Origin of the sequence: Pseudomonas sp. WS 5532, from assembly GCF_012985445.1 — a bacterium.
Lineage (GTDB): Bacteria > Pseudomonadota > Gammaproteobacteria > Pseudomonadales > Pseudomonadaceae > Aquipseudomonas > Aquipseudomonas edaphica.
The window spans coordinates 152697-174317 of the sequence record NZ_JAAQWK010000016.1; the positions used below are offsets into that span (position 1 = coordinate 152697).

The window sequence follows — 21621 nt, forward strand, 5'->3', positions numbered from 1 at the left end:
TCGAGTGGGTAACTTGATCGACTTCTGCCACCTGTCAATCAGTTGTCGTTGTTGCGGATATTACGGTCTTTTCCAGTGTGAAAAGGCACGTATGCCGATGCCTTAACATTCGTTCAGAACACAGAGAGTTCAAACTCATGTCGATTTTTGATCAAGCGATCCACCGTTCGGTACAGTGGCAGGATTGGCGTTGGCAGCAGAAGAATGCCATCCGCGATGAACCGGCACTGCGGGCTGCCTGCGGTGGCTGGAGCGAGGAAACCAGCGCGCATATCGAACACAACTTGCAAGACCGCAAGCTGCAGATAACCCCTTATTACATTGACTTGATCAAGCGCTCTCTCACCGATGGCGAGGTGATGGACCATCCGCTGTGGCGCCAAGTAGTGCCCTACTGGAGCGAACAGGTCGCTGGCGATTACGACGGCACCTCGGAGAACTGGGAACTTGGCCACGAAATGAAAACGCCGATTTGCCAGCACAAGTACGACAACCGCGTGATCCTGCGCATGACCAACACCTGCAACGCCTATTGCCAGTTCTGCTTCGAAGCGCTGCGCACCCTGCAAGTGGGCACCGAGAAGGCCAATGCCAGCGCCGACTCGTTCAAGGATTCGCTCGAGTACATCCGCAACAACCCGGCCATCGAAGAGGTGATTCTCAGCGGCGGTGACCCGTTGATGCTCGCCGACCGCAAGCTCGAAGAGAACCTCGCCGCCCTGCGTGGCATCCGCGACGACCTGCTGATTCGCCTGCACACACGGGCCTTGAGCTTTAACCCGTTTCGCGTCACCGATGAGTTATTGGCCATGCTGGAAAAGTACAAGGTCAATGCGTTTGGCGTGCATGTATGCCACCCGCTGGAACTGAGTGCGGACTTTGCCGTGGCGGTTAAACGTATCCAAAGTGTGGTGCCGATTGTGTTCTCCAACATGCCGCTGTTGCGCGGTGTGAATGACGATGAAGCCACCTTGCATAAACTGTTTATTGATCTTTATCGGTTGGGCGTAAAGCCATATTACTTGTACCACTTCATGCCGTTTTCTCCGGGGGCGTCGGAATATAAAGCATCGATCAGCCACGCCATCGCTATTATGGATCGCCTCAAGCGGCGCGTGTCCAATATAGCCATGCCGGAATATGTGCTGCCGCATGCACAGGGCAAGTTTACCGTGCCGCTGCTGGACTTTGAAAAGCCACACGACTTGCCGCACTTTGAAGTGCGCGATGGGCAACGTCATTACCGCTTCCGTAATTGGGAAGGGCAGTGGTGCAGTTGGCAGGATGCCTGAAGTGACTGACGCATGAGGCGGTATTAATGATGAAACAAGATGCCATTCTTTTTATTGATGTTGATGACAGTGCCTCTGTTCGCTATTGCTACCGCGAGCCGCACTTCGCGGTGGCCCGTGCCCAAGGCCTGGCCTGCTTGACGGCGGGTGTGGCCGGACGCGAGCATCTGCAACGGCTGCGTGACGACAGTGATGCAGTGTTCCTGCTCGACGCGTTGAATGAACAGTCGATTTTGGCGTTGGTGGGGCGGCTGGATGGGCAGTACCAGATCCGCGCAATCTTCTGCCAGGCTGGCCACCCGTCTGCGCAGGGCGAAGTCGGCTGCATCGTGGCGCAGGCCTGTCGGCGGCTGGGCCTGGTGCATAGCGACCCACTTGCCATTGCTGCGTGTAACAACAAGTTCCTGATGCGCCGCGCGCTGAAAAAACTCGGCGTGCGTTCGGTGCCGTTTGCGCTGTGCAACAACGAACAGCAACTGCGCGAAGGTGCCGAGCAAGTCGGTTACCCGCTGATCGCCAAGCCACCCTTTGGTGGCGCGTCGGCATTTATCAAGAAATGCTCTGACTGGGCGCAGTTGCGCAGCCACTACGCGCATTTCCTGGCAGATCATGCCAGCGCAGCCTATGCGGATTTCTACGGCTGCGCCCACACGTTGCCGGAGGACGATGGGCAGCGACGAGAATACCTGCCGGGGCGTAGCCTTTTGCTTGAAGGGTTCATCCCAGGTATTGAAGGCAGTGTGGAGTGTGTGGTGGCGGGCGAGCAGGTGCATGCGCTGCTGATCAATGAAAAACTGATGTTGACCGAGCGCAGTGGCACCGTCCTGGAGAACCTGCTGATTTCGCCGCCGACGTCCTTTACCGACGCCCAGTGTGAGCAGATCCGCCAGTACGCCGTGGAGTGCCTGCGCGCGGTGGGCCTGACCAATGCCGTGGTGCATTTCGAGTTCCGCATGACGGACGCGGGGCCGGTGGTGATCGAAATCAACCCACGCGTCGGCGGGCTGTACGTTAATGCCGCGTTCCGTGACTTGGCGGGTATTGACCCGTACCAGCTGTATCTGTCGCTGCTGCTGGGTGAGCCAGGTGTGAATGCGCGGTTGGACGCCGGCGCACGCCAGGTCGCGCAGGCCTCGCAACACTACTCGATGCTGGCGATCTATCCGGAGCACAGTGGCCACTTCAAGGGTATTGAAGGCCTTGAATGGCTCGCTCAACAGCCGGCGGTGCTGGAATATGCCCAACAGGAGTCCGGTCACTCTATTGATGCCGATATCGAAGAGCATTACTTGCTCAAGTGCTGGGCCAAGGTCGACGATGCTGCCCACGCCCATGCGGTGCATGATGCAATACGGCACAATCTGCACGTGATTATCGACAATAAGGGTTAGCGATATGGATATCCCACAGATTGGCGCGTACTTGCGCGAGCACCACTATTGTCACCGTCGGGACTTTGGCCAGTTGCTCAAGGTTGAGCCCGGCGAGGAGCAAAGCTTTCGCGCCTACTGGGCGAACCTGGTGCGCGATGAGGCGTTCAAGGCATACACGCATCGCGAACGGCGGATCCTGCGCTATCGTTTATCCCCGACGCGGCAGTTGCAGATCGACCGCAATAGCGCGTTCAAGTCGCCGGTCACCTATGCGGTCAACTATCGCCAGGGCGTGAACCACTTGAGCTACAGCGAGGAGGGCTTTATCGAGCACCCACTGATGCAGAAATTGCTCGCCACGGACCTGGCGGTGCTCGAACCGCACCTTGGCCCGCATGCCTACACCATTGATATCCACCAGTTTCGCGTGCGTGCAGAGGGGCCATCGGCCAGCCCGACTACCTCGGGTATTCATCAGGATGGCCTGGACTGGGTGTTCATGCACTTCATTGGCCAGAGCAACACGGTGCCGGTGGTGTCCGAGGTGTTTACCGGTGAGGCGGAGCATAGCCGCGTGCTGGACCTGGCGATGGAGCAGTTCCTGGAAACCATCGTGATCAACGACCGTGGGCTGTATCACCGCGCCGGCGCCGTGCGGGCGCAGGCCGATTCGGCACCGGCCTGGCGCGATGTACTGCTGGTGAGCCTGCGCGGCGTGACGGCTGATGACGTACGGGTAGAAGACGAGGTACAACCGGCATGAGTGACGTTCAGCCATTGGGCCTGTCGACCCGCAACGCACGCTTGATCATCTTTGCGCGGGGCGTGTCGGACTTCGGCGCATTCCTCAACATGGTGGCGCTCTCGACCTACGTTTACTGGCTCAGCCAAAGCGTGGTGTTTGTCAGTGTGTTCCTGGCGTGCCGGGTCACGGGCGGGATTGTCGCCAGCCTGTTCGGCATCCCGTTTTTCCGGCGCTTCCCGGGGCGCAGTACCTTGGCCGGGCTGGACCTGGCCCGCGCGCTGTTACTGGTGCCGCTGCTGGTGCTGATCCCGGCGCATCAACTTAACGTGCTGCCGTTTATCGCGTTCGGCATCGGCCTGTGCAATTCGCTGTTTGCCATTGGCCTGAACAGCCAGTTGCCGACCTGGGTGGCGCTTGAACAGCGGGTGGGCACCAATGCCTGGATCACCTCGGCGGCGGCTACCGGTGCGGTGTTTGGCAGCTTGCTTTCCGGTTTGCTGATCGCCACGGGCGGATTCGAGGCGGTGTTTGCCGTCAACATCGGCACTTACGTGGTGGCGGCTTGCCTGATCCTGCCGTTGCGCGCCTTGTATTCAGTCGCCGTTGCCGCGCATCGTGGGCTTGCGGCCGAATGGCATGAGTTGACCAAAGGCCTGCGCGGTGCACCGGTGTTGGCGGCGATGTTGTTGATCAGCATGCTCGACACCCTCGGCAGCGCGGCACATAACGTCGGCTGGCCGGTGTTGTCGCAGTACATTTCGCCGGACACCGCGAAAACCGTCATGGGCTACCTGCTGGCGGTGTGGGCCTGCGGCAAGTTCATCGGCGCGCGCCTGGCCAGTGCGTTGCTCAAGGGCCGTGGCACCCAAGGCATGGAGCGCTGGTTCATGGCGGGTGTGGCGCTGATGTCCAGCGGCTTTATCCTGACCTTCCAGCAAACCGAACTGTGGCTGGCGCTGCTGCTGGTGGTGTGGGCCGGGCTGGGCGATGGCATCTCCGAGGTGGCGCTGGTTTCCCGTGCGCAAAGTGAACCCGATAGCTTGCGCCTGCCGCTGTTCAGCTTGTTGACGCTGATCCAGATGGCCGGCTTTGGCGTGGGCATGCTGGTGGTGGGGCCGTTCTACCTGACGTGGACGCCGGCCCAGGTGATCGTGCTGTTCCACGGGTTGCCATTGACCGCCCTGGTGATCATGACGGTATGGCTGGGTGTCAGCGCCACGCGGGGCGTCAGATCGACAACCCCTTGAAGTGCTCCTGCAAAAACTCCACGCAGGCGCGCAATTTACCGGAGTAGGCCAAACGTGTCGGGTACACCGCCCACACGTTGGCACTCTGTGTGTAGGTGTGCAGCACCTGCACCAGCTTGCCCTGTTCCAGCAGCGGTTTTGCGTCCCACATCGAGCGCAATAACACACCGCGCCCGTCCAAAGCCCACTGCAACACGATCTCGCCATTGTTCGATGACAGCGGCCCGCGCACGCGCACGCTTTCGGGCGCGCCGTCACGCTCCAGGTTCCAGATGCCGAACGCATTGTCGCGCTCCTTGAGCACCAGGCAGTCGTGCTGCTCCAGGTCACTCAACTGTTGCGGCGTGCCTTTGCGTTGCAGGTATTCCGGTGCCGCGCACAGCACGCGGCGATTGCTCACCAGCCGCCTGCCGATGTGCTGGCCGGGAATGTCATCGCCGACGCGAATCTCCAGGTCAAACCCTTCACTGACGATATCCACCACGCGGTCGAACAGGTCCAGGCGGATTTCCAGGTCCGGGTACTGCTCGGCCAGCAACGACAGGGCCGGCGCCACATGATTGCGGCCGAAACCGAAGCTGCTGCACAGGTGCAGATGCCCGCGCGGGCTGTCGTGGGCATCGCTGAGTTCATCGGACAGTTGCTGGAAATCTTCGAGGATACGCACAGCCCAGCGTTGTACTCGCTCGCCGTCTTCGGTCAGGGCGATGCGGCGGCTGGTGCGGTGCAGCAGGCGCGTGGCCAGGGTGGTTTCGAGGATCTGAATGCGCTTGCTCACATACGCAGGCGACAGCCCCAGTTCATCGGCGGCGGCTGCGAAGCCGGCCTTGCGGATCACGGTGAGGAACACCCGCAGGTCTTCGGGTAGGGGCACGGTATCTTTCTTATGAGTCATCGGAAACAGGCGTGGCGGCATGAGCCGCCAGAATAGCACCGGTGTGGCGAGGGAGCTTGCTGCCGCTGGACCTGGTGGGTGTGCCCAGGATTCTGGGGCTGCTGCGCAGCCCAGCGGGAGCAAGCTCCCTCGCCACAAGGTGATTGTCTTTAAGGCTTACTCGGCGGCGACCTTCGCCTGCGCGGCAGCCCGCGCATGGCGGCCATGCTTGAGGGCGATAGGGGCCATTTTTTCGCGGTCCAGTTCACCCTCCCAGGCGGCTACCACCAATGCCGCCACGGCATTGCCGATGATATTGGTCAGCGAGCGGCATTCAGCCATGAAGCGGTCGACACCCAGAATCAGCACCATCGCTGCCACCGGCACGGTCGGCACCACGGCCAGGCTTGCGGCCAGTGCCACAAAACCTGCACCCACCACCGCACCGGCGCCCTTGGAGGTCAGCATGGCCACCGCCAGCAAGGTCAATTGTTGCTCCAGCGGCAAGTGGATATTGGTGGCCTGCGCCAGGAACAACACCGCCAGGGTCATGTAGATGTTGGTGCCGTCGAGGTTGAAGGTGTAGCCGGTCGGCACCACGATGCCCACCACGCCTTTGGACGCACCCAGGCTTTCGAGTTTCTGGATCAGTTGCGGCAGCGCCGACTCCGACGAACTGGTGCCGAGCACAATCAACAGCTCCGATTTGATATAGCCCATCAGCTTGAAAATGCTGAAGCCGGCGTAGCGCGCGATGCTGCCCAGCACCACGGCCACAAAGAAAAACGCGGTGAGGTAGAACGTACCCACCAGCTTCAGCAACGGCAGCAACGAGCCCACGCCGTATTTGCCGATGGTGAAGGCAATCGCCCCAAACGCGCCGATGGGCGCCACGCGGCTGATGATGCCGACGATGCGAAAGAACACTTCGCTGGCCTGGTTGATCACGCCCACCAATGGCCGGCCTTTTTCCCCGACCATCACCAGGCCGACACCGAACAGTACCGAGACAAACAGGACCGGCAGGATTTCGCCCTTGGAGAACGCATCAAAAAACGTGGTGGGTATCACGTGCAGCAGGAACCCGGTGATGCCTTCGCCATGTTCGGCCTGGCCGACAAAACCGGCGATGGCCGAGCTGTCGAGAGTCTTCACATCTATGTTGAAACCCACGCCCGGTTGCAGCAGGTGCGCGGCGATGAGGCCGATCAGCAGCGCGATGGTGGAAACGATCTCGAAGTACAGCAGCGCCTTGCCGCCGACTCGGCCCACCTGTTTCACATCGTGCATGCTGGTGATGCCGGACACCACCGTGCAGAAGATGATCGGGCCGATGATCATCTTGATCAGCTTGATAAACCCGTCGCCCAGCGGCTTGAGGTCGATACCGATTGGCGGCCAGACATGGCCGATCAACACACCCAGCGCGATGGCGATGAGCACCTGGATATACAGGGTTCCCAGCAGTTTTCGGATTGTCATTGTTATTATCTCGGGATGTTTTTTGGGCAAAGCGAACCCGTCGCAGGTCATTGGCAGCCTGCGAGGCGGGTGTTTCAGATCACGGTGTCAGTGCACTCAGCGAAGGAAGGCCAGGACTTCGCCCAGCAACAACTCAGGGGCTTCTTCGGCAATGTAGTGCCCGGCCGGCAGCGCCTTGCCACGCACGTCGGTGGCGACTTTCTGCCATTCCTTGAGTGGCTCGAAGCAGCGGCCGACGGTACCTTCGGCGCCCCACATCACCAGCAACGGCAGGTTCAGATGGTTGCCGGCGTCGATGTCGGCCTGGTCGTGCTCAAGGTCTATACCGGCGGCAGCGCGATAGTCCTCGCAGATACCGCGAGCGGTGCCGGGCAGTTGCAGGCAGCGCAGGTATTCGGCGAAGGCTTCATCGGTGAATGGCTTGAGCCCGGCGCTGCGGCTGCCCATGACGCTGCGCAGGTACAGCTCGGGGTTGCTCTCGATCAGCGCTTCGGGCAACGGCGCCGGGCGGATCAGGAAGAACCAGTGCCAGTAGGCGCGGGCGAAAGCTTCGTCGGTCTGGGCGTACATCGACAAGGTGGGCGCGATATCCAGCAGCACCATGCGCTGAACGGCGGCGGGGTGGTCCAGGGCCAGGCGGTGGGCCACACGAGCGCCACGGTCGTGGGCCAGTACCGAGAAGGTGTCAAAGCCCAGGGCTTGCATCAGCTTGACGCCGTCGCGGGCCATTTCGCGTTTGGAATAGTTGGTGTGGTGGTCGTTGACGGGTGGTTTGCTGCTGTCGCCATAGCCGCGCAGGTCGGCGGCGACCACGGTGAATTGTTCGGCTAACTGTTCGGCGACTTTGTGCCAGATGACGTGGGTTTGCGGGTGCCCGTGCAGCAGGAGCAGACCGGGACCTGTACCGCCTTTGCGGTAACTGATGTCCACGCCGTTGACGTGGCACTGGTCTTTTTGGAATCCGGCGAACATGGAATGACTCCTCTTTGTAAGTGCTTGCATCGTGGAATCACGTGGGATTCGGGGCAAGGGGGAAAGCGTGGAGGGGTTGTTCATGAAGTGTGTAGGAGCGGGGTACATATCCGTTGCTGCGGTAACGGCTACTTAGGGTTCCGCCCTTACGGCGGGTCACGGATTCAAGCCTGCGTTCGGCCATCGTGGTTAACGGGGCGCCTCAGATCAAAAGCAGAGCACGGCGGCCTAGTAGCCGACCTGAGTGGTTAGGTCAAAAGCTAAAGCGGATCCGCATACACCGAAGATCTGCTTTTCTGTGGGAGCTGGCTTGCCTGCGATGCAGACACCTCGGTACATCAGGTACAACCGGTTGATGCTATCGCAGGCAAGCCAGCTCCCACATTGGATGTGCAGGGTTATTGAGACTTCAGCCTTGCTTGAACATTTCCGTGGCTCGCTCGCGAATCTGCGCTTCAGTCAGGTCCTCCTTGCGCGTAGCCAAAAACCACAGATGACCAAAGGGGTCTTTCACACTAGCCGAGCGGTCGCCGTAAAACTGATCTTTTGGCTCAGACACCGAAAGGGCGCCTGCATCAATGGCCTGTTGGTACTGCGCATCCACGTCTTTCACATACAGGTGCAAACCGACGCTGGTGTGTTCGTCAGGGTTGCGCAAGGCCATTTCGGGGCAAGGCGAGCCGAGCATGATCGCCGAGTCACCGATGCGCAGCTCGGCGTGGCCGACCTTGCCATCGGGCATGTCCAGGCGCATGACCTGGGTAGCGCCGAAGGCTTTCTGGTAAAACTCAATGGCCTCGGCGGCGTTATCGATGCCCATATACGGCGTGACGCTGTGATAACCCTCAGGGATTGGCTTAACGCTCATATCGTTCTCCTCAGGTGGGGTTGTGAAGGTCCGGCCTTTTCACTATAGGCCACGCCCGCCGTGGCTTGCAGGTAACCGACGAGGTGTTGGCAACTCGGTTTAACTGACAGGCCGGGTTGTCTGCATCGCAGGCAAGCCAGCGCCCACATTGATTGGGTTTTCAGGTCAGGTTTCGGGGCTGGGCTCAAGTAATTGCGCGCCGGGCCCACATTCCCCCAGCTTGTCATCCTGATTACGCAGGGGACACGCCTCCAGCGATAAACACCCGCAACCAATACAACCACTGAGTTTGTCGCGCAGCAGCATCAGCTTGTTAATGCGTTCATCCAGATCCTCGCGCCACAGCGCCGACAAGCGTTCCCAGTCCTGTGCAGTGGGCGTGCGCCCGTCCGGCAAGGTCTGCAACGCCTCGCCAATGGTCGCCAATGGAATCCCCAAACGTTGTGCGATTTTGATCACCACCACGCGCCGCAACACATCCCGTGGGTAGCGCCGTTGGTTACCGGCGTTGCGGTTGCTCTTGATCAACCCCTTGGACTCATAAAAGTGCAGCGCCGTAACCGCCACGCCACTGCGAGCGGCGAGTTGGCCAACGGTGAGTTCCTTGGTAAGCATAAAAAACTCCAGATAAGCGCTTGACCTTGACTTAACTAGAGGTTTTACCCTGCGTGGCATCGAATCGCAAGATTCTGCCTACAGAGAGAGGGGAGTGTTCATGCAGGTATCAGAGAAAAATCGCAGCTTCACTCAGTTGATCGAGTTTCAGATCGAGCCCCGGCAGCAATTTGCCCTGGTAGCCGCCTTGTCCACCCAGAGCGAACGCCTGGCCCAGGGCCATGGCGGCTTTATCAATGCCAGTGTTCAAGTCAGCGACGACGGGCGACGGGTGCTCAATTACCTGCAATGGCGCTCGCGTGAGGACGGCGAGGCGGCGTTCAAGTGTTTTGAGCACGGCGAGGAAGACTTCTGGATGCTGATTCGCGCCCACCAGGCCACGGCGGTGACCTTCGGTTCGTTCCAGGTGCTGCGCAGCTTCGAGCGCAGCCATGACAACGCGTTGCACTGCCGCCTAAATGGATAAATGCAGCATGCGCTCGCCCTGCACGTTTTCGCCGGGGCGGCGTTTGTTTACCGCCAACTCGCCGATCTTGATCAGGCGCGTGCGCGTGACGTTGCGGCTCAAACCCAGCAGGTTCGCGGTGTGCACCTGGTTGTAATGGCTGAAACGGTAAGCGGCGCGCAATAGCGCGTCTTCGACCTTTTCATGCAGGGCGCCGGCCTGTTCTTCGAAGAGCTTTTGAAAGGCGCGGGCCAGCAAGGCGTCGGCGCTGTTGTCGGTGCCATGCTGGCTGTCGTCCTGGCGCTCGATGCGCATGTTCGACAGGCGCAGATCATCACGCTCGATCACGCCATTACGGCAGATCAGCAAGGTGTGGTGAATCACGTTTTCCAGCTCGCGGATATTGCCCGGCCAGCTGTAGCTTTTGAGCTTGTGCTCGGCCTCGCGGCTGATGGTGATCGGGCCGTAGCCCAGGCGCTGGCTATAGGCTTCGATAAAATGCCGGGTCAGCGGCAGGATATCGCCGGGGCGCTCGCGCAATGGGCTGAGTTCGAGGCTGACCACATCCAGGCGGTAGTAGAGGTCTTCGCGAAAGTGCCCCGCGTTGATGGCTTTTTCCAGCTGCACGTTGGTGGCCGCCAGCACGCGCACATCAATCGCAATGCTCTTGCGCGAACCCAGGCGCACCACTTCGCGCTCCTGTAGTACGCGCAACAGTTTGACCTGGATCGCCATCGGCAAATCGCCGATCTCATCGAGGAACAAGGTGCCGCCGTCGGCCTCTTCGAACCAGCCGGCCTTGGCGCTGAGGGCGCCGGTAAACGCACCTTTTTCATGCCCGAACAATTCGGCTTCCACCAGGGATTCGGAGAACGCGCCGCAGTTCACCGCCACAAAGGGCCGGTTGCGCCGCGCACTGAGGTTATGAATATGGCGTGCCACCAGCTCTTTGCCGGTGCCGGTCTCGCCGATGATCAGCACACTCGCTTCGCTGGGCGCCACTTGCTGGATATGGTCGAGCAGCGCCTGGGATTTGGGGTCTTCGAAGACCTGGGCCGTAGCGCGAATCGAGGTCGCGAGGGCGGGCGAGGGCGGTAAGGTTAACAGCTGCATGGGCACCTCTCTCAGGAGTAGAACGTCGGGATCGGCAGGGACTGGTTCAACGCCCAGTCCCCCAGTTCGTGGAGTTTGTAATCCACCGGGTCGTGCAGGGTTTGCGTGCGCAAGTTGCGCCAGTGGCGATCCAGGCGCAGTGAGGCATGGGTCGAGCGCGCGCCGGTGACTTCAAACAGGCGGCTGCACAGGTCCAGGCCTTGGCGGGTGGCGGCGACTTTGGCGGTGGCGATGGCAATGGCCAGTTCGCCACGTTGCTGTTCGCTTAAGCTGGCACCTTTGGCCCAGGCCTGGTCGAGCAGTTCGCCTGCGCGTTCGACCAGCAGGCGCACGCCTTCCAGGGCCACCCAGAATTCGCCGTAGTGGTGCAGCACGTAAGGGTCCTGGCGCACATCGCCCGCCGAGGATTTGTGCCACGCACGGGTTTCGGTGCGGGTGTAGTTGCGCGCTTCTTCAAAGGCGCCTTCGGCAATCCCGAGAAACATATACGTGAACGTCAACTGCGCGATCAGCGGGCGCAGGCAGGCGAAGGGCGTGCTCAACGGGCCGGGATCGAGCAGCAACTCGGACTCTTCGACGCGCACCCGTTCAAAGCTGGCGCTGCCGCTGTCGGTTTGGCGCTGGCCGATGTTGTTCCAGTCGTTGTGCAACGTAATGCCGCTGCGCCCGCTGGGAATCGCGGCGATCAGCAGTTTGCCGCCGGCGCTTTCGTCCACGGCCGAGGCGATGAGCATTTCCGAATCGCTGGCGCCGGAGCAGAAGCTCTTCTTGCCGGAAAATTCTCGCCAGCCGCCGAAATCCTTGACCACCGTGCGCGTGTCCAGCGGGTTGAGGGCGTTGCCCCAGAACCAGTTTTTACGCGCAGTTTGTTCGAACCACGGCTGCCATTGGTCCGGGCGCGCAAACAGGCGCACGGTGGCGAGCATCAGGTGGTGAAAGCCGAAGACATGGGCGATGGAGCTGTCGACCTTGGCGAACTCGCGCACGATGCCCAGGGTTTCACTCCAGCGCGCGCCGAGGCCGCCGTATTGCGTGGGGATGCTCAGGGCCAGCAGGCCGCTTTGGCGCAGCGCGTCCCGTTCGGCCTTGGGCGTGCCGCCGCGCTCATCGCGTTCAACGGCGGTGAGGGCAAATTCGGCGGCCAGCAGCTTGGCGGTCTGCAAGGGTGAAGGCAGGACGCTGTGGGGGTTGGCTGTCACACGGGGTTCCTCAATGTCTGTCTGGCAATCACGTTCAAATGTGGGAGCTGGCTTGCCTGCGATAGCATCGCTGCGGAGCAACTGAAGCACCGCGTCGTTTGCATCGCGGGCAAGCCCGGCTCCCACAGGAGAGCAGTGTCCACATAGGGGGGATTTCAGCGCGCTCAGGCTTTGGTGTTCGGCAACACATCATTGGCAATCATTTCGCCAAACGGCCCCGTGAGGTTGGTGATGCCGCGCCCGGCGAGGCTGGCGTAAGGTTCCGGCAACAGCGGGAACACCAGCTCGGCAAAGCGATAGGCTTCTTCCAGGTGCGGGTAGCCGGAGAAGATGAAGCTCTCGATGCCAAGGTCGGCGTATTCCTGGATGCGTTCGGCCACCTGCTGCGGGTTGCCCACCAACGCGGTGCCGGCACCGCCGCGTACCAGGCCGACACCGGCCCACAGGTTGGGGGCGATTTCCAGGTTGTCGCGGCGCCCGTCATGCAGCGCCGCCATGCGCCGCTGGCCTTCGGAATCAAAGCGCGAGAAGGATTTTTGCGCCGCGGCGATGGTTTCATCGCTGATGTGTTCGATCAGTTTGGCGGCGGCTTTCCAGGCGTCTTCTTCGGTTTCGCGCACGATTACATGCAGGCGAATGCCGAACTTGACGGTGCGCCCATGGCGCGCTGCGCGTTCACGCACGTCGGCAAGTTTTTGCGCAACGGCGGCGGGCGGCTCGCCCCAGGTCAGGTACACGTCGACCTGCTCGGCGGCCAGGTCGTGGGCAGCATCCGACGAACCGCCGAAGTACAGCGGCGGATACGGCTTCTGCACCGGCGGGTAAAGCGCTTTGGCGTTCTGCACACGCAGGTGCTTGCCTTCAAAATCCACCGACTCGCCCTGCAACACACGGCGCCAGATCTGCAGGAATTCGTCGGAGACTTCGTAGCGTTCACTGTGGTCGAGGAAGCTGCCGTCGCCACGGTTTTCGTCGGGGTCGCCACCGGTGACCACGTTGATCAGCAATCGGCCGTTGGACAAGCGGTCCAGGGTCGCGGCCATGCGCGCCGACACCGTGGGCGAGATGATCCCCGGGCGAATCGCCACCAGATAACGCAGGCGTTCCGTCAGCGGTACCAGCGCCGAGGCGATTACCCAGGAATCTTCACACGAGCGCCCGGTAGGAATCAGCACGCCGAAGTAACCGAGGCTGTCAGCCGCTTGCGCCACCTGCTTCAGATAATTGAGGGTGACCGGGCGCGCACCTTGGGTGGTGCCGAGGAAATGGCCGTCGCCATGTGTGGGCAGAAACCAGAAAACATCCATGACAAATCCTTAAGCGATTTTCAGCAGAGAGGGGGAGTGCGCGGCAAACAACGGCGCTGCGCGTTCTGCAGCCAGTTGAATGCGGGCTTTTAATAACTCGCTGGTTATTTGGTAGTCGGTGAAGTCAGCTTCGGTGGCGTACACACCGATCGGCAGGGTCAAGGCCTGGAAGAAGCTGAACAGCGGACGTAACTGGTGATCGAGGACCAGTGCATGGCGCTCGCTGCCGCCGGTGGCCGCGAGCAACACCGGAGTGTTGATCAAGGCGTTGAGGCCTACCAGGTCAAACAGGTGCTTGAGCAGGCCAGGATAGGAGCCGCGATACACCGGCGCGGCAACGATCAGCAGGTCGGCCTGTTCGATGGCCAACAGTTGCGTTTCGACCTCGGCCGGCAGTTCATCGCGTGAGAGTGCGCCGCCCAAGGGGCGGGCAATGTCACCCAACTCGATCAGGGTGGTCTGGATCGGCAGCAACGTGGCCAGTTCGGCCAGCACGGCCTGGGTCAATACCAAGGTGCGCGATGGGCGCCAGGTTCCGCCAGAGAGGGCAACGACATTCAGGGGGCGGCACATAGAACAGTTCCTTTTTCAACAGGGGTGGGTAGCAGGTGAAGTGGAGCGTGTTGAGCAAGAGCTGTACCAATGGCTGCAAGCCTTGATTGGCGAGGGCTGCAGATGAACTGTTGAAAAAGGAGCTGTTGCCTGGTTGCGGTTTTGTTGAATGACTGTTGCCTGGGCAACAGTTGCGTGGCGAACAGTGTCGGTTGCGCGCAGGGCCATTTATAGAAGGTTATGGTTATGCCGTAAACGAACGTATTTCCATATTTATAGATCTTAAATGAATATGAATGGGCGGCTATCAAGCATGCCGGAACGGTTGATAGCGACTATCACGGCGGATGATTTTTCACTGCGCGAGGGCGGGAGTAGCCTGTGTTCATTGACTACAAACCTCCTTCGCAGGGCCTTCACCATGAACCACTTTCTGGCTGTTTCCTTAATAGTTGTCAGCGCTGTCCTTGCCGGATGTGCGACCCATCCTTCGCCTGAGTCGCGTCCTTATACCGCCGAAGAAACCAAGCAATTGGCCCTTGAAGCCTTGAGCCGTCGTGGCCTGTCGTTTGATGAATATCAACAGCAGCGCGCCGCGTTGACCGGGCAGCCACAGAAGCCGTTCGGCTTCGACCACCAGGGCGAAATGAACGCCGAACGCAGTGTGGTGATGCACGGTCGCCCCAGTTGAGCCGGCGCCAAGTGGCAAAAAGCCCGAGGATTCCCTTAAGGAACCTCGGGCTTTTTGTTTGCCATTGGGATACTTCAGCCTGTTAAGCTGAATTTCAGGAGCGTTCCTACGCACATTTGCATAAAGTGGTCCTTCTTTTATGGCATCCGACGGGTTAAATCTGACGACCTCTGTTCCGGTCGATGCCCTCCCGAGGCGCTGTCCTGGGGAATACGCTCTGCGAGTCTTAACGTCATGAATAAACGTCCGTTGTATTTCGACTACGCCGCCACCACGCCGGTGGATGAGCGGGTCATTCAAGTGATGGTCGAGTGTCTGGGTTTTAATGCCAACTTCGGCAACCCTGCGTCCAGCTCCCATGCGTTTGGCCAGGCGGCCCGGCACACGGTCGAGCAGGCGCGGCGCCAAGTGGCCGAACTGGTCGGCGCCCAACCTGAACAAATCGTCTGGACCTCCGGTGCCACAGAATCCAACAACCTGGCGATCAAGGGGGTGGCCCAGGCGCGAGGTGTGGCAGGTGGGCATATCATCACCAGCCAGATCGAACACAAGGCCACATTGGATACCGCGCGGCAGTTGCAGGACGCCGGCGTGGCCGTGACCTACCTGGTGCCGGACGCTGAAGGCTTGATCAGCGCCGAGGCAGTCAGTGGAGCCTTGCGCGAAGACACCTTCCTGGTGTCGCTGATGCTGGTAAACAACGAGTTGGGCACCCTCAATGACATCCCCGCCATTGGTGCGCGCGTACGTGAGCACGGCGCGCTGCTGCATGTGGATGCGGCGCAAGGCGCGGGCAAGGTCGCGATCGACCTGGCTGAATGGCCGGTGGACCTGATGTCGTTTTCTGCGCACAAGCTGTACGGCCCCAAGGGCATTGGCGCGCTGTATGTTGGCCCGCGCGCGCAGCAGAAGGTACTGGCGCAGATTCACGGTGGCGGCCACGAAGGCGGATTGCGCTCCGGTACCCTGGCGACTCACCAGATTGCCGGTATGGGCACTGCCTTCGCCTTGGCGGCGCAGTCCTTTGCTGAAGAAAAAGCCGCTATCGTCGCGTTGCGTCAGCGCCTGCTCAATCAGTTGGACACGATTGCCGGCGTGCGCCTCAATGGCAGCGCCACCCAGCGCATTCCCCATACACTGAGCCTCACGTTCACCGAGGGTGAATTTAATTCCCAGGCCCTGAGCGCAGGTATCGCGTTTTCGGCCACCTCGGCGTGCAATTCGGCGAGTAATGCGCCGTCACACGTGCTTCTGGCTTTGGGCCATGACGCACGCAGCGCCGGTCGAACTATTCGCTTGAGCCTGGGCCGGTTTACCACCGAGCAGGATATCGACGCGGCCGTGCAGTTGATCAAGGCCGCACTGGTCAATGCGCCGGCGTTCTGGGCGGTCTGATTTTTCAGTCACAACACATAACAATTATGAGTGGTTAGCAGGAGACATGATGAGCACGCAGCCTTTGACCCATGGAACGGTTCCCCAGCGCCTGGCGCATACCCGCGAACTGATGCGCCGCGAGGGCATCCATGCCCTGCTGGTGCCGTCGGCCGACCCGCATCTGTCCGAGTACTTGCCGGGTTACTGGCAGGGGCGGCAATGGCTGTCGGGGTTTTATGGCTCGGTAGGCACGTTGATTGTCACCGCGGATTTTGCCGGCGTGTGGGCCGACAGCCGTTACTGGGAACAGGCGACCAAGGAGCTCAAGGGCAGCGGCATCGAATTGGTGAAGCTGCAACCGGGCCAACCCGGCCCGCTGGAATGGCTGGCCGAGCAAACCCCGGAAGGCGGCGTGGTCGCAGTGGACGGCGCGGTGATGGCCGTGGCCTCGGCACGTACCTTGGGCGACAAGCTGGCCGAGCGCGGCGCTCGCCTGCGTACCGATATCGACCTGTTGAATGAAGTCTGGCAAGACCGCCCGGCCTTGCCGAACCAGCCGATCTACCCACACCTGCCGCCGCAGGCGACGGTCAGCCGTGGCGACAAACTCGCCGCCCTGCGTGCCAGCTTGAAAGAGAAGGGCGCCGATTGGCACTTCATCGCGACCCTGGATGACATCGCCTGGCTGTTCAACCTGCGCGGCGGTGATGTGTCGTTCAACCCGGTGTTTGTGTCCTTTGCCTTGATCAATCAACAGCAGGCCACGCTGTTTGTGGCGCTGAGCAAGGTCGATGCCGAGCTGCGCGCGGTACTGGAGCGGGACGGCGTGACCTTGCGCGACTACAGCGAAGTGACGGATGCGCTGCGTGCAGTTCCGGCGGGTGTCAGCCTGCAAGTTGATCCGGCACGCGTCACCACCGGTTTGCTGGAAAACCTCGATGCCGGCGTGAAGCTGGTCGAGGGCTTGAACCCGACCACGCTGGCCAAGTCGCGCAAAAGCCTGGCGGACGCCGAACATATCCGCCAAGCCATGGAGCAAGACGGCGCGGCGCTGTGTGAATTCTTCGCCTGGCTGGACAGTGCGTTGGGCCGTGAGCGCATCACCGAGCTGACCATCGACGAGCACTTGACCGCCGCGCGTACCCGTCGCCCCGATTATGTGTCGCTGAGTTTCAACACCATCGCAGCGTTCAACGCCAACGGTGCGATGCCGCATTACCACGCCACCGAAGAAGAGCATGCGTTGATCGAAGGCGATGGCCTGTTGCTGATCGACTCCGGCGGCCAGTACCTGGGCGGCACCACGGATATTACGCGCATGGTGCCCATCGGCACGCCAAGCGACGAGCAGAAACGCGACTGCACGCGCGTGCTCAAGGGCGTGATTGCCCTGTCCAGGGCACATTTCCCCAAGGGCATTCTCTCGCCATTGCTGGATGCCATTGCCCGTGCGCCGATCTGGGCCGAAGGCGTGGACTACGGCCACGGTACAGGTCATGGCGTAGGCTATTTCCTGAATGTGCACGAAGGTCCGCAGGTGATCGCCTACCAGGCCGCCACCGCACCGCAAACCGCAATGCAGCCGGGGATGATTACTTCGATTGAACCAGGTACCTATCGCCCGGGTCGTTGGGGCGTGCGCATCGAGAACCTGGTGTTGAACCGTGAAGCAGGCAAGACCGAGTTCGGTGAGTTCCTCAGGTTTGAAACCCTGACCCTGTGCCCGATCGACACCCGTTGCCTGCAGCCGTCGTTGCTGACGGCGGATGAGCGCGAATGGTTCAACGCTTACCACGCCGAGGTGCGTGAACGCCTGAGCCCGCTGCTCAGTGGTGCAGCCTTGGAATGGCTGCAGGTGCGTACCGCCGCTATCTGATCGGTTGCCGTTCAGGGGCCTTGCCCCTGGCCGGCTGGCGTCGATTGGGGGCCGACACCACCTAATTCGCCGATACGCAACGTGACATGGATCCGCACCGCTTCGACCGGCATACGGTAAACGCCGCTTGCGATTTGCTCGCAAGCGGCGCTCAGGGGCGCCTGGCGATCGAGTTTTAGCGGAGCGCTTCGCGCACAAATTCCAGACGGTCCTGACCGAAGAACAGGTCATTGCCTACAAACATACTGGGTGCACCGAATACCCCGCGCTGAACAGCCTGTTCGGTTTTGTCCTTGAGGGCGGCTTTTACCTTTTCATCGTTGGCCAGGTTCAGGACTTCCTCTGGGTCGAAACCGGCCTCACTCAGCACGGCGGCCACGACGGCGGGGTCGCCCAGATGTCGACCTTCGACCCAAATGGCGCGAAACAGGCAGTCGATGAAGGCCTGGAAGCGCTCGGGCTGGCGCATCTGGATACCCATGACGGCACGCATCAGCACCAGGGTATTGATCGGGAAGTGCGGGTTGAACTTGAGCGCCACGTTGTAGCGTTTGGCGTATCGCGCCAAGTCATCAAACATGTAACGACCTTTGGCCGGCACGCTGATGGGGGAGGCGTTGCCGGTGGCTTTGAACACGCCACCCAGCAGCATGGGTTGATACACCAGTTGTGCACCGGTCTCGGCGCAAAGCGCAGGCAATTGTGTATAGGCCAGGTAAGTGGCCGGGCTGCCGAGGTCGAAAAAAAATTCCAGGGTTTTACTCATCGTCGATTCTCGCTGCTTATTGTTGTTCTTGATCGGAGGCGGCGTGCCTACCAGGGTTCATTCCAGGGGCGCAGGTCCAGTTCGAAGGTCCAGGCGTCGCGTGGTTGGCTATGCAGGTACCAATAGTTGTCGGCGATGTGTTCGGGGTTGAGGATGCCGTCCTGATCTTTCTGCGCGTATTTTTGCGGGAAATTGTCGCGAATAAAATCTGTGTCGATAGCGCCGTCGACCACCACGTGGGCCACATGGATGTTCCTGGGCCCCAATTCCCGCGCCATGCTTTGCGCGAGCGCACGGATACCGTGTTTGGCGCCGGCAAATGCGGCAAACCCTGCACCGCCACGCAGCCCGGCAGTGGCGCCGGTGAACACAATAGTGCCGCGTTCGCGGGTGACCATGCGTTTGGCGACTTCGCGGGCATTCAGGAACCCGGAGAAGCAGGCCATCTCCCAGATTTTGAAATATTTGCGCGCGGTTTCTTCGAGGATGCTGCACGGCACGTTGGCGCCGATATTGAAGACGAAAGCTTCGATGGGGCCAAGCTCGGTTTCTATCTGCTCAACCAGCGCGATCACCTCATCTTCTTTGCGCGCATCACAGGCAAAACCGTGGGCTTCTCCGCCCGCCGCCTGAATGCTCTCGACCAAGGGCTGTAGTTTATCGGCACTGCGACGGGTGACGCAGGCTACATAGCCTTCACGGGCAAAGCGTCGGGCAATGGCGCCACCGGTTGCATCACCGGCACCAACCACCAATACGATTTTTTTGTTGGGTGTCATGGGAACTCCGTTGCTCGAGTGTCGGGCAGGAGTGTAGCCGCAGCAGAGCGAAGGGCGTGTAAAGAGAAAGGAGCAGCCGGAAGAGGACTGCTCGGGCGGTCATTTACAGATGACGATCATACTGCGGCTGGTGTAGCCGGCAGGGTTGATACCGAAAGGATAGTCGCCTGGCTCTTCGGAATTGTCACCGGACTTGGCGATAACCCGGTAGCCCTTGGCGCCGCAGGAGTTGGCTGCACTGGTGTAGCACTGGTCCCAGGAGGAGGACAGGCCGGAACAGTTGATGTGCATGCCTTTTTTGCCCCGTTTCACTTCTGTCTTGGTGGTCGCAGCACAGCCAGCAATGCCCACGACCAGTAACAGTATCAAAATTCGTTTCATTACTATCCTTATAGCCGCGTCGCAAAAAGGCTCGATGCAGGCTTAACTCGCTCTCGATTGTAGCGTTCAGCTGTCCCTGTCGAAATTCTCCATGAAAGACATTCGTTTACGGCTTAAACATGGCCTAAATGAGCGGCAAATGCCAGAGCTGCCTGCGATGAGAATCAATCGGCTGGCACCAACGGTTTGGATTCGTTGCGCATCGTCAGTGTGGCACCGACGGAGGCGAAGATAATGCAGGTGATTGCCAGCCATTGCGCGAGGGACAAGTGCTCCTGCAGGAAGAACAGACCGGAGAGCGCGCCGAATGCGGGCTCAATGCTCATCAAGGTGCCGAAGGTGCGAGCGGGCAGGCGAGTAAGCGCGACCATTTCCAGGGTATAGGGCAAAGCGGTGGACAGGATGGCTACACCGATAGCAACGGGAATCAGCGAGGGCGTCAGCAGTGCGGCGCCGGCATGGACGATGCCGATCGGCGCCACGAACAAAGCGGCGATCATCACGCCGAGGGCGGCGGTTTGCACGCCGTTGTCGTTGCCGGCTTTTTGCCCAAACAGGATATAGAGTGCCCAGCAAACGCCAGCGCCCAGTGCATAAGCGGCGCCGATCAAGTCGATGCCGGTGCTGGTTTCTCCGGTGGGGATCAACAACAGCAGGCCCGCGACCGCGAGACCGATCCATACAAAGTCCACCGCCCTGCGCGAGGCATAGATAGCCACGGCAAGCGGGCCGGTGAATTCCAGCGCTACTGCGATGCCCAGGGGGACTGTACGCAAGGACATATAGAAGAGGAAGTTCATGCCGCCCAATGCCATGCCGTAGACGATGACAGTGCGCAGGGACTTGGCCGTGAGCTTGGCGCGCCATGGGCGTAACAGCAGCAGCATGATCACACTGGCGAAAATCAGCCGCAGAGTAGTAGTGCCCTGTGCGCCGACGATGGGGAACATGCTCTTGGCCAGCGAGGCACCCGACTGGATGGAGGCCATGGCGATCAACAGCAGGCCGACCGGGAACAATGCCGAGGCCAGGCTGCGAGGTGGAGTGGTCATTGGGGCGGGTGTCCGAAGTCGTGGTAAAGAAGCAGAGCGACTATGATGCTTAACTGGCGGCTTTTGAGCAATATATTGCTCAGCTCTGGTTGCTGTCCTCTTTATATAGAAGGGGATAGGGCTTTTTGGGGTTTTTGATAGAGAATCTAAATTAAGTGTTGACGGCGTTTTATATCTGTCTATAATTCGCCCCACTTCCGGCGCAGTCGAAACGGAAAACTCCTTGGTAAACAATGAGTTACGAAGTTTTCGGCAGCAAGTTGCTTCAGTTCATCGAAGCCAAAAGGAAGTTGAAAAAGAGGTGTTGACAGCAGCGTGTAACGCTGTAGAATTCGCCTCCCGCTAACGAGAGATCGTAAGCGCAAGTGGTTGAAGTTGTTGAAGAATTCTTCGAAAGCTTCTGAAAATAATCACTTGACAGCAAATGAGGCTGCTGTAGAATGCGCGCCTCGGTTGAGACGAAAGATCTTAACCAACCGCTCTTTAACAACTGAATCAAGCAATTCGTGTGGGTGCTTGTGGAGTCAGACTGATAGTCAACAAGATTATCAGCATCACAAGTTACTCCGCGAGAAATCAAAGATGTAACCAACGATTGCTGAGCCAAGTTTAGGG

At 60.1% G+C, this 21621-nt stretch carries 21 protein-coding genes; 8 read left to right on the forward strand and 13 right to left on the reverse strand.

Going from position 1 to position 21621, the window contains the following annotated elements:
• Positions 1–137: 137 nt before the first annotated feature.
• From HBO23_RS24385 to HBO23_RS24400, 4 genes are read left to right on the forward strand one after another with little or no spacing between them, the layout of a single operon-like run.
• On the forward strand, positions 138–1292 hold the full coding sequence (locus HBO23_RS24385) for a radical SAM protein (protein ID WP_017136355.1): 1155 nt from the start codon (positions 138–140) through the stop codon (positions 1290–1292).
• A gap of 26 nt (positions 1293–1318) precedes the next feature.
• Positions 1319–2683 (forward strand): ATP-grasp domain-containing protein, encoded by a 1365-nt coding sequence (locus HBO23_RS24390; RefSeq protein WP_262378217.1) that lies wholly within the window; start codon positions 1319–1321, stop codon positions 2681–2683.
• A 4-nt stretch (positions 2684–2687) separates the two neighbouring features.
• Complete coding sequence (locus tag HBO23_RS24395) at positions 2688–3428, forward strand: 2OG-Fe dioxygenase family protein (RefSeq protein WP_017136353.1); 741 nt, start codon at positions 2688–2690, stop codon at positions 3426–3428.
• Complete coding sequence (locus tag HBO23_RS24400) at positions 3425–4657, forward strand: MFS transporter (RefSeq protein ID WP_099547887.1); 1233 nt, start codon at positions 3425–3427, stop codon at positions 4655–4657. The genes HBO23_RS24395 and HBO23_RS24400 overlap by 4 nt, the downstream gene beginning before the upstream one ends.
• On the opposite strand, the gene HBO23_RS24405 is transcribed toward HBO23_RS24400, so the two are convergent.
• The 5 genes from HBO23_RS24405 to soxR all read right to left on the reverse strand — a co-directional run bounded on the left by HBO23_RS24405 (position 4638) and on the right by soxR (position 9468).
• Entirely contained in the window at positions 4638–5552 is a 915-nt protein-coding gene (locus HBO23_RS24405) for a LysR substrate-binding domain-containing protein (RefSeq protein WP_222938111.1), read from the reverse strand. The genes HBO23_RS24400 and HBO23_RS24405 overlap by 20 nt on opposite strands.
• Positions 5553–5708: 156 nt before the next feature.
• A complete protein-coding gene (locus HBO23_RS24410; protein WP_170040039.1) occupies positions 5709–7013 on the reverse strand; it encodes a dicarboxylate/amino acid:cation symporter in 1305 nt (434 codons plus the stop codon).
• 96 nt (positions 7014–7109) lie between these two features.
• Positions 7110–7985, reverse strand: coding sequence for an alpha/beta hydrolase (locus HBO23_RS24415; protein WP_170040041.1), 876 nt, complete (start codon positions 7983–7985; stop codon positions 7110–7112).
• Positions 7986–8394: 409 nt separating this feature from the next.
• Entirely contained in the window at positions 8395–8853 is a 459-nt protein-coding gene (locus tag HBO23_RS24420; protein WP_017136348.1) for a VOC family protein, read from the reverse strand.
• Between the two features lie 165 nt (positions 8854–9018).
• Entirely contained in the window at positions 9019–9468 is a 450-nt protein-coding gene (soxR, locus tag HBO23_RS24425) for a redox-sensitive transcriptional activator SoxR (protein WP_099547892.1), read from the reverse strand.
• Positions 9469–9568: 100 nt separating this feature from the next.
• On the opposite strand from soxR, the gene HBO23_RS24430 reads away from it, so the two are divergent.
• On the forward strand, positions 9569–9934 hold the full coding sequence (locus tag HBO23_RS24430) for an antibiotic biosynthesis monooxygenase (RefSeq protein ID WP_099547893.1): 366 nt from the start codon (positions 9569–9571) through the stop codon (positions 9932–9934).
• Here the strand turns inward: HBO23_RS24430 and HBO23_RS24435 are convergent.
• The 4 genes from HBO23_RS24435 to msuE form a co-directional block, all read right to left on the reverse strand.
• On the reverse strand, positions 9923–11026 hold the full coding sequence (locus HBO23_RS24435; protein ID WP_017136346.1) for a sigma-54 dependent transcriptional regulator: 1104 nt from the start codon (positions 11024–11026) through the stop codon (positions 9923–9925). The genes HBO23_RS24430 and HBO23_RS24435 overlap by 12 nt on opposite strands.
• Positions 11027–11037: 11 nt before the next feature.
• Positions 11038–12225: an acyl-CoA dehydrogenase family protein gene (locus HBO23_RS24440; protein ID WP_017136345.1), complete on the reverse strand. Its 1188-nt coding sequence runs from the start codon at positions 12223–12225 to the stop codon at positions 11038–11040.
• Positions 12226–12389: 164 nt separating this feature from the next.
• Positions 12390–13532, reverse strand: coding sequence for an FMNH2-dependent alkanesulfonate monooxygenase (gene ssuD, locus HBO23_RS24445; protein WP_017136344.1), 1143 nt, complete (start codon positions 13530–13532; stop codon positions 12390–12392).
• A 9-nt stretch (positions 13533–13541) separates the two neighbouring features.
• Complete coding sequence (msuE, locus tag HBO23_RS24450; RefSeq protein ID WP_170040044.1) at positions 13542–14105, reverse strand: FMN reductase; 564 nt, start codon at positions 14103–14105, stop codon at positions 13542–13544.
• Positions 14106–14505: 400 nt separating this feature from the next.
• Between msuE and HBO23_RS24455 the strand changes: the two genes are divergently transcribed.
• From HBO23_RS24455 to HBO23_RS24465, 3 genes are all read left to right on the forward strand, one after another.
• Positions 14506–14775 carry a hypothetical protein gene (locus HBO23_RS24455; protein ID WP_017136342.1) on the forward strand — a complete coding sequence of 90 codons (270 nt, stop codon included), beginning with the start codon at positions 14506–14508 and terminating at the stop codon, positions 14773–14775.
• A gap of 234 nt (positions 14776–15009) precedes the next feature.
• The gene (locus HBO23_RS24460; protein WP_017136341.1) at positions 15010–16170 is read left to right on the forward strand and encodes an aminotransferase class V-fold PLP-dependent enzyme; all 1161 of its coding nucleotides are present in this window, start codon (positions 15010–15012) and stop codon (positions 16168–16170) included.
• A gap of 49 nt (positions 16171–16219) precedes the next feature.
• Positions 16220–18028 (forward strand): aminopeptidase P family protein, encoded by a 1809-nt coding sequence (locus tag HBO23_RS24465; RefSeq protein ID WP_017136340.1) that lies wholly within the window; start codon positions 16220–16222, stop codon positions 18026–18028.
• Positions 18029–18203: 175 nt separating this feature from the next.
• On the opposite strand, the gene HBO23_RS24470 is transcribed toward HBO23_RS24465, so the two are convergent.
• The 4 genes from HBO23_RS24470 to rhtA form a co-directional block, all read right to left on the reverse strand.
• Complete coding sequence (locus HBO23_RS24470) at positions 18204–18794, reverse strand: 2-hydroxychromene-2-carboxylate isomerase (protein WP_017136339.1); 591 nt, start codon at positions 18792–18794, stop codon at positions 18204–18206.
• A gap of 47 nt (positions 18795–18841) precedes the next feature.
• Positions 18842–19573 (reverse strand): SDR family oxidoreductase, encoded by a 732-nt coding sequence (locus HBO23_RS24475; RefSeq protein ID WP_017136338.1) that lies wholly within the window; start codon positions 19571–19573, stop codon positions 18842–18844.
• A gap of 99 nt (positions 19574–19672) precedes the next feature.
• Positions 19673–19954: a hypothetical protein gene (locus HBO23_RS24480; protein ID WP_017136337.1), complete on the reverse strand. Its 282-nt coding sequence runs from the start codon at positions 19952–19954 to the stop codon at positions 19673–19675.
• A 164-nt stretch (positions 19955–20118) separates the two neighbouring features.
• Positions 20119–21006, reverse strand: a complete 888-nt coding sequence (gene rhtA / locus HBO23_RS24485) for a threonine/homoserine exporter RhtA (protein ID WP_017136336.1) — start codon at positions 21004–21006, stop codon at positions 20119–20121.
• Positions 21007–21621 lie beyond the last annotated feature (615 nt).

Excerpts from the sequence above, each read along its gene's own strand:
- HBO23_RS24385 (WP_017136355.1), top strand. The coding sequence starts at position 138 with ATGTCGATTTTTGATCAAGCGATCCACCGTTCGGTACAGTGGCAGGAT.
- HBO23_RS24390 (WP_262378217.1), top strand. The coding sequence starts at position 1,319 with ATGATGAAACAAGATGCCATTCTTTTTATTGATGTTGATGACAGTGCC.
- HBO23_RS24395 (WP_017136353.1), top strand. The coding sequence starts at position 2,688 with ATGGATATCCCACAGATTGGCGCGTACTTGCGCGAGCACCACTATTGT.
- HBO23_RS24400 (WP_099547887.1), top strand. The coding sequence starts at position 3,425 with ATGAGTGACGTTCAGCCATTGGGCCTGTCGACCCGCAACGCACGCTTG.
- HBO23_RS24405 (WP_222938111.1), bottom strand. The coding sequence starts at position 5,552 with ATGACTCATAAGAAAGATACCGTGCCCCTACCCGAAGACCTGCGGGTG.
- HBO23_RS24410 (WP_170040039.1), bottom strand. The coding sequence starts at position 7,013 with ATGACAATCCGAAAACTGCTGGGAACCCTGTATATCCAGGTGCTCATC.
- HBO23_RS24415 (WP_170040041.1), bottom strand. The coding sequence starts at position 7,985 with ATGTTCGCCGGATTCCAAAAAGACCAGTGCCACGTCAACGGCGTGGAC.
- HBO23_RS24420 (WP_017136348.1), bottom strand. The coding sequence starts at position 8,853 with ATGAGCGTTAAGCCAATCCCTGAGGGTTATCACAGCGTCACGCCGTAT.
- soxR (WP_099547892.1), bottom strand. The coding sequence starts at position 9,468 with ATGCTTACCAAGGAACTCACCGTTGGCCAACTCGCCGCTCGCAGTGGC.
- HBO23_RS24430 (WP_099547893.1), top strand. The coding sequence starts at position 9,569 with ATGCAGGTATCAGAGAAAAATCGCAGCTTCACTCAGTTGATCGAGTTT.
- HBO23_RS24435 (WP_017136346.1), bottom strand. The coding sequence starts at position 11,026 with ATGCAGCTGTTAACCTTACCGCCCTCGCCCGCCCTCGCGACCTCGATT.
- ssuD (WP_017136344.1), bottom strand. The coding sequence starts at position 13,532 with ATGGATGTTTTCTGGTTTCTGCCCACACATGGCGACGGCCATTTCCTC.
- msuE (WP_170040044.1), bottom strand. The coding sequence starts at position 14,105 with ATGTGCCGCCCCCTGAATGTCGTTGCCCTCTCTGGCGGAACCTGGCGC.
- HBO23_RS24455 (WP_017136342.1), top strand. The coding sequence starts at position 14,506 with ATGAACCACTTTCTGGCTGTTTCCTTAATAGTTGTCAGCGCTGTCCTT.
- HBO23_RS24460 (WP_017136341.1), top strand. The coding sequence starts at position 15,010 with ATGAATAAACGTCCGTTGTATTTCGACTACGCCGCCACCACGCCGGTG.
- HBO23_RS24465 (WP_017136340.1), top strand. The coding sequence starts at position 16,220 with ATGAGCACGCAGCCTTTGACCCATGGAACGGTTCCCCAGCGCCTGGCG.
- HBO23_RS24470 (WP_017136339.1), bottom strand. The coding sequence starts at position 18,794 with ATGAGTAAAACCCTGGAATTTTTTTTCGACCTCGGCAGCCCGGCCACT.
- HBO23_RS24475 (WP_017136338.1), bottom strand. The coding sequence starts at position 19,573 with ATGACACCCAACAAAAAAATCGTATTGGTGGTTGGTGCCGGTGATGCA.
- HBO23_RS24480 (WP_017136337.1), bottom strand. The coding sequence starts at position 19,954 with ATGAAACGAATTTTGATACTGTTACTGGTCGTGGGCATTGCTGGCTGT.
- rhtA (WP_017136336.1), bottom strand. The coding sequence starts at position 21,006 with ATGACCACTCCACCTCGCAGCCTGGCCTCGGCATTGTTCCCGGTCGGC.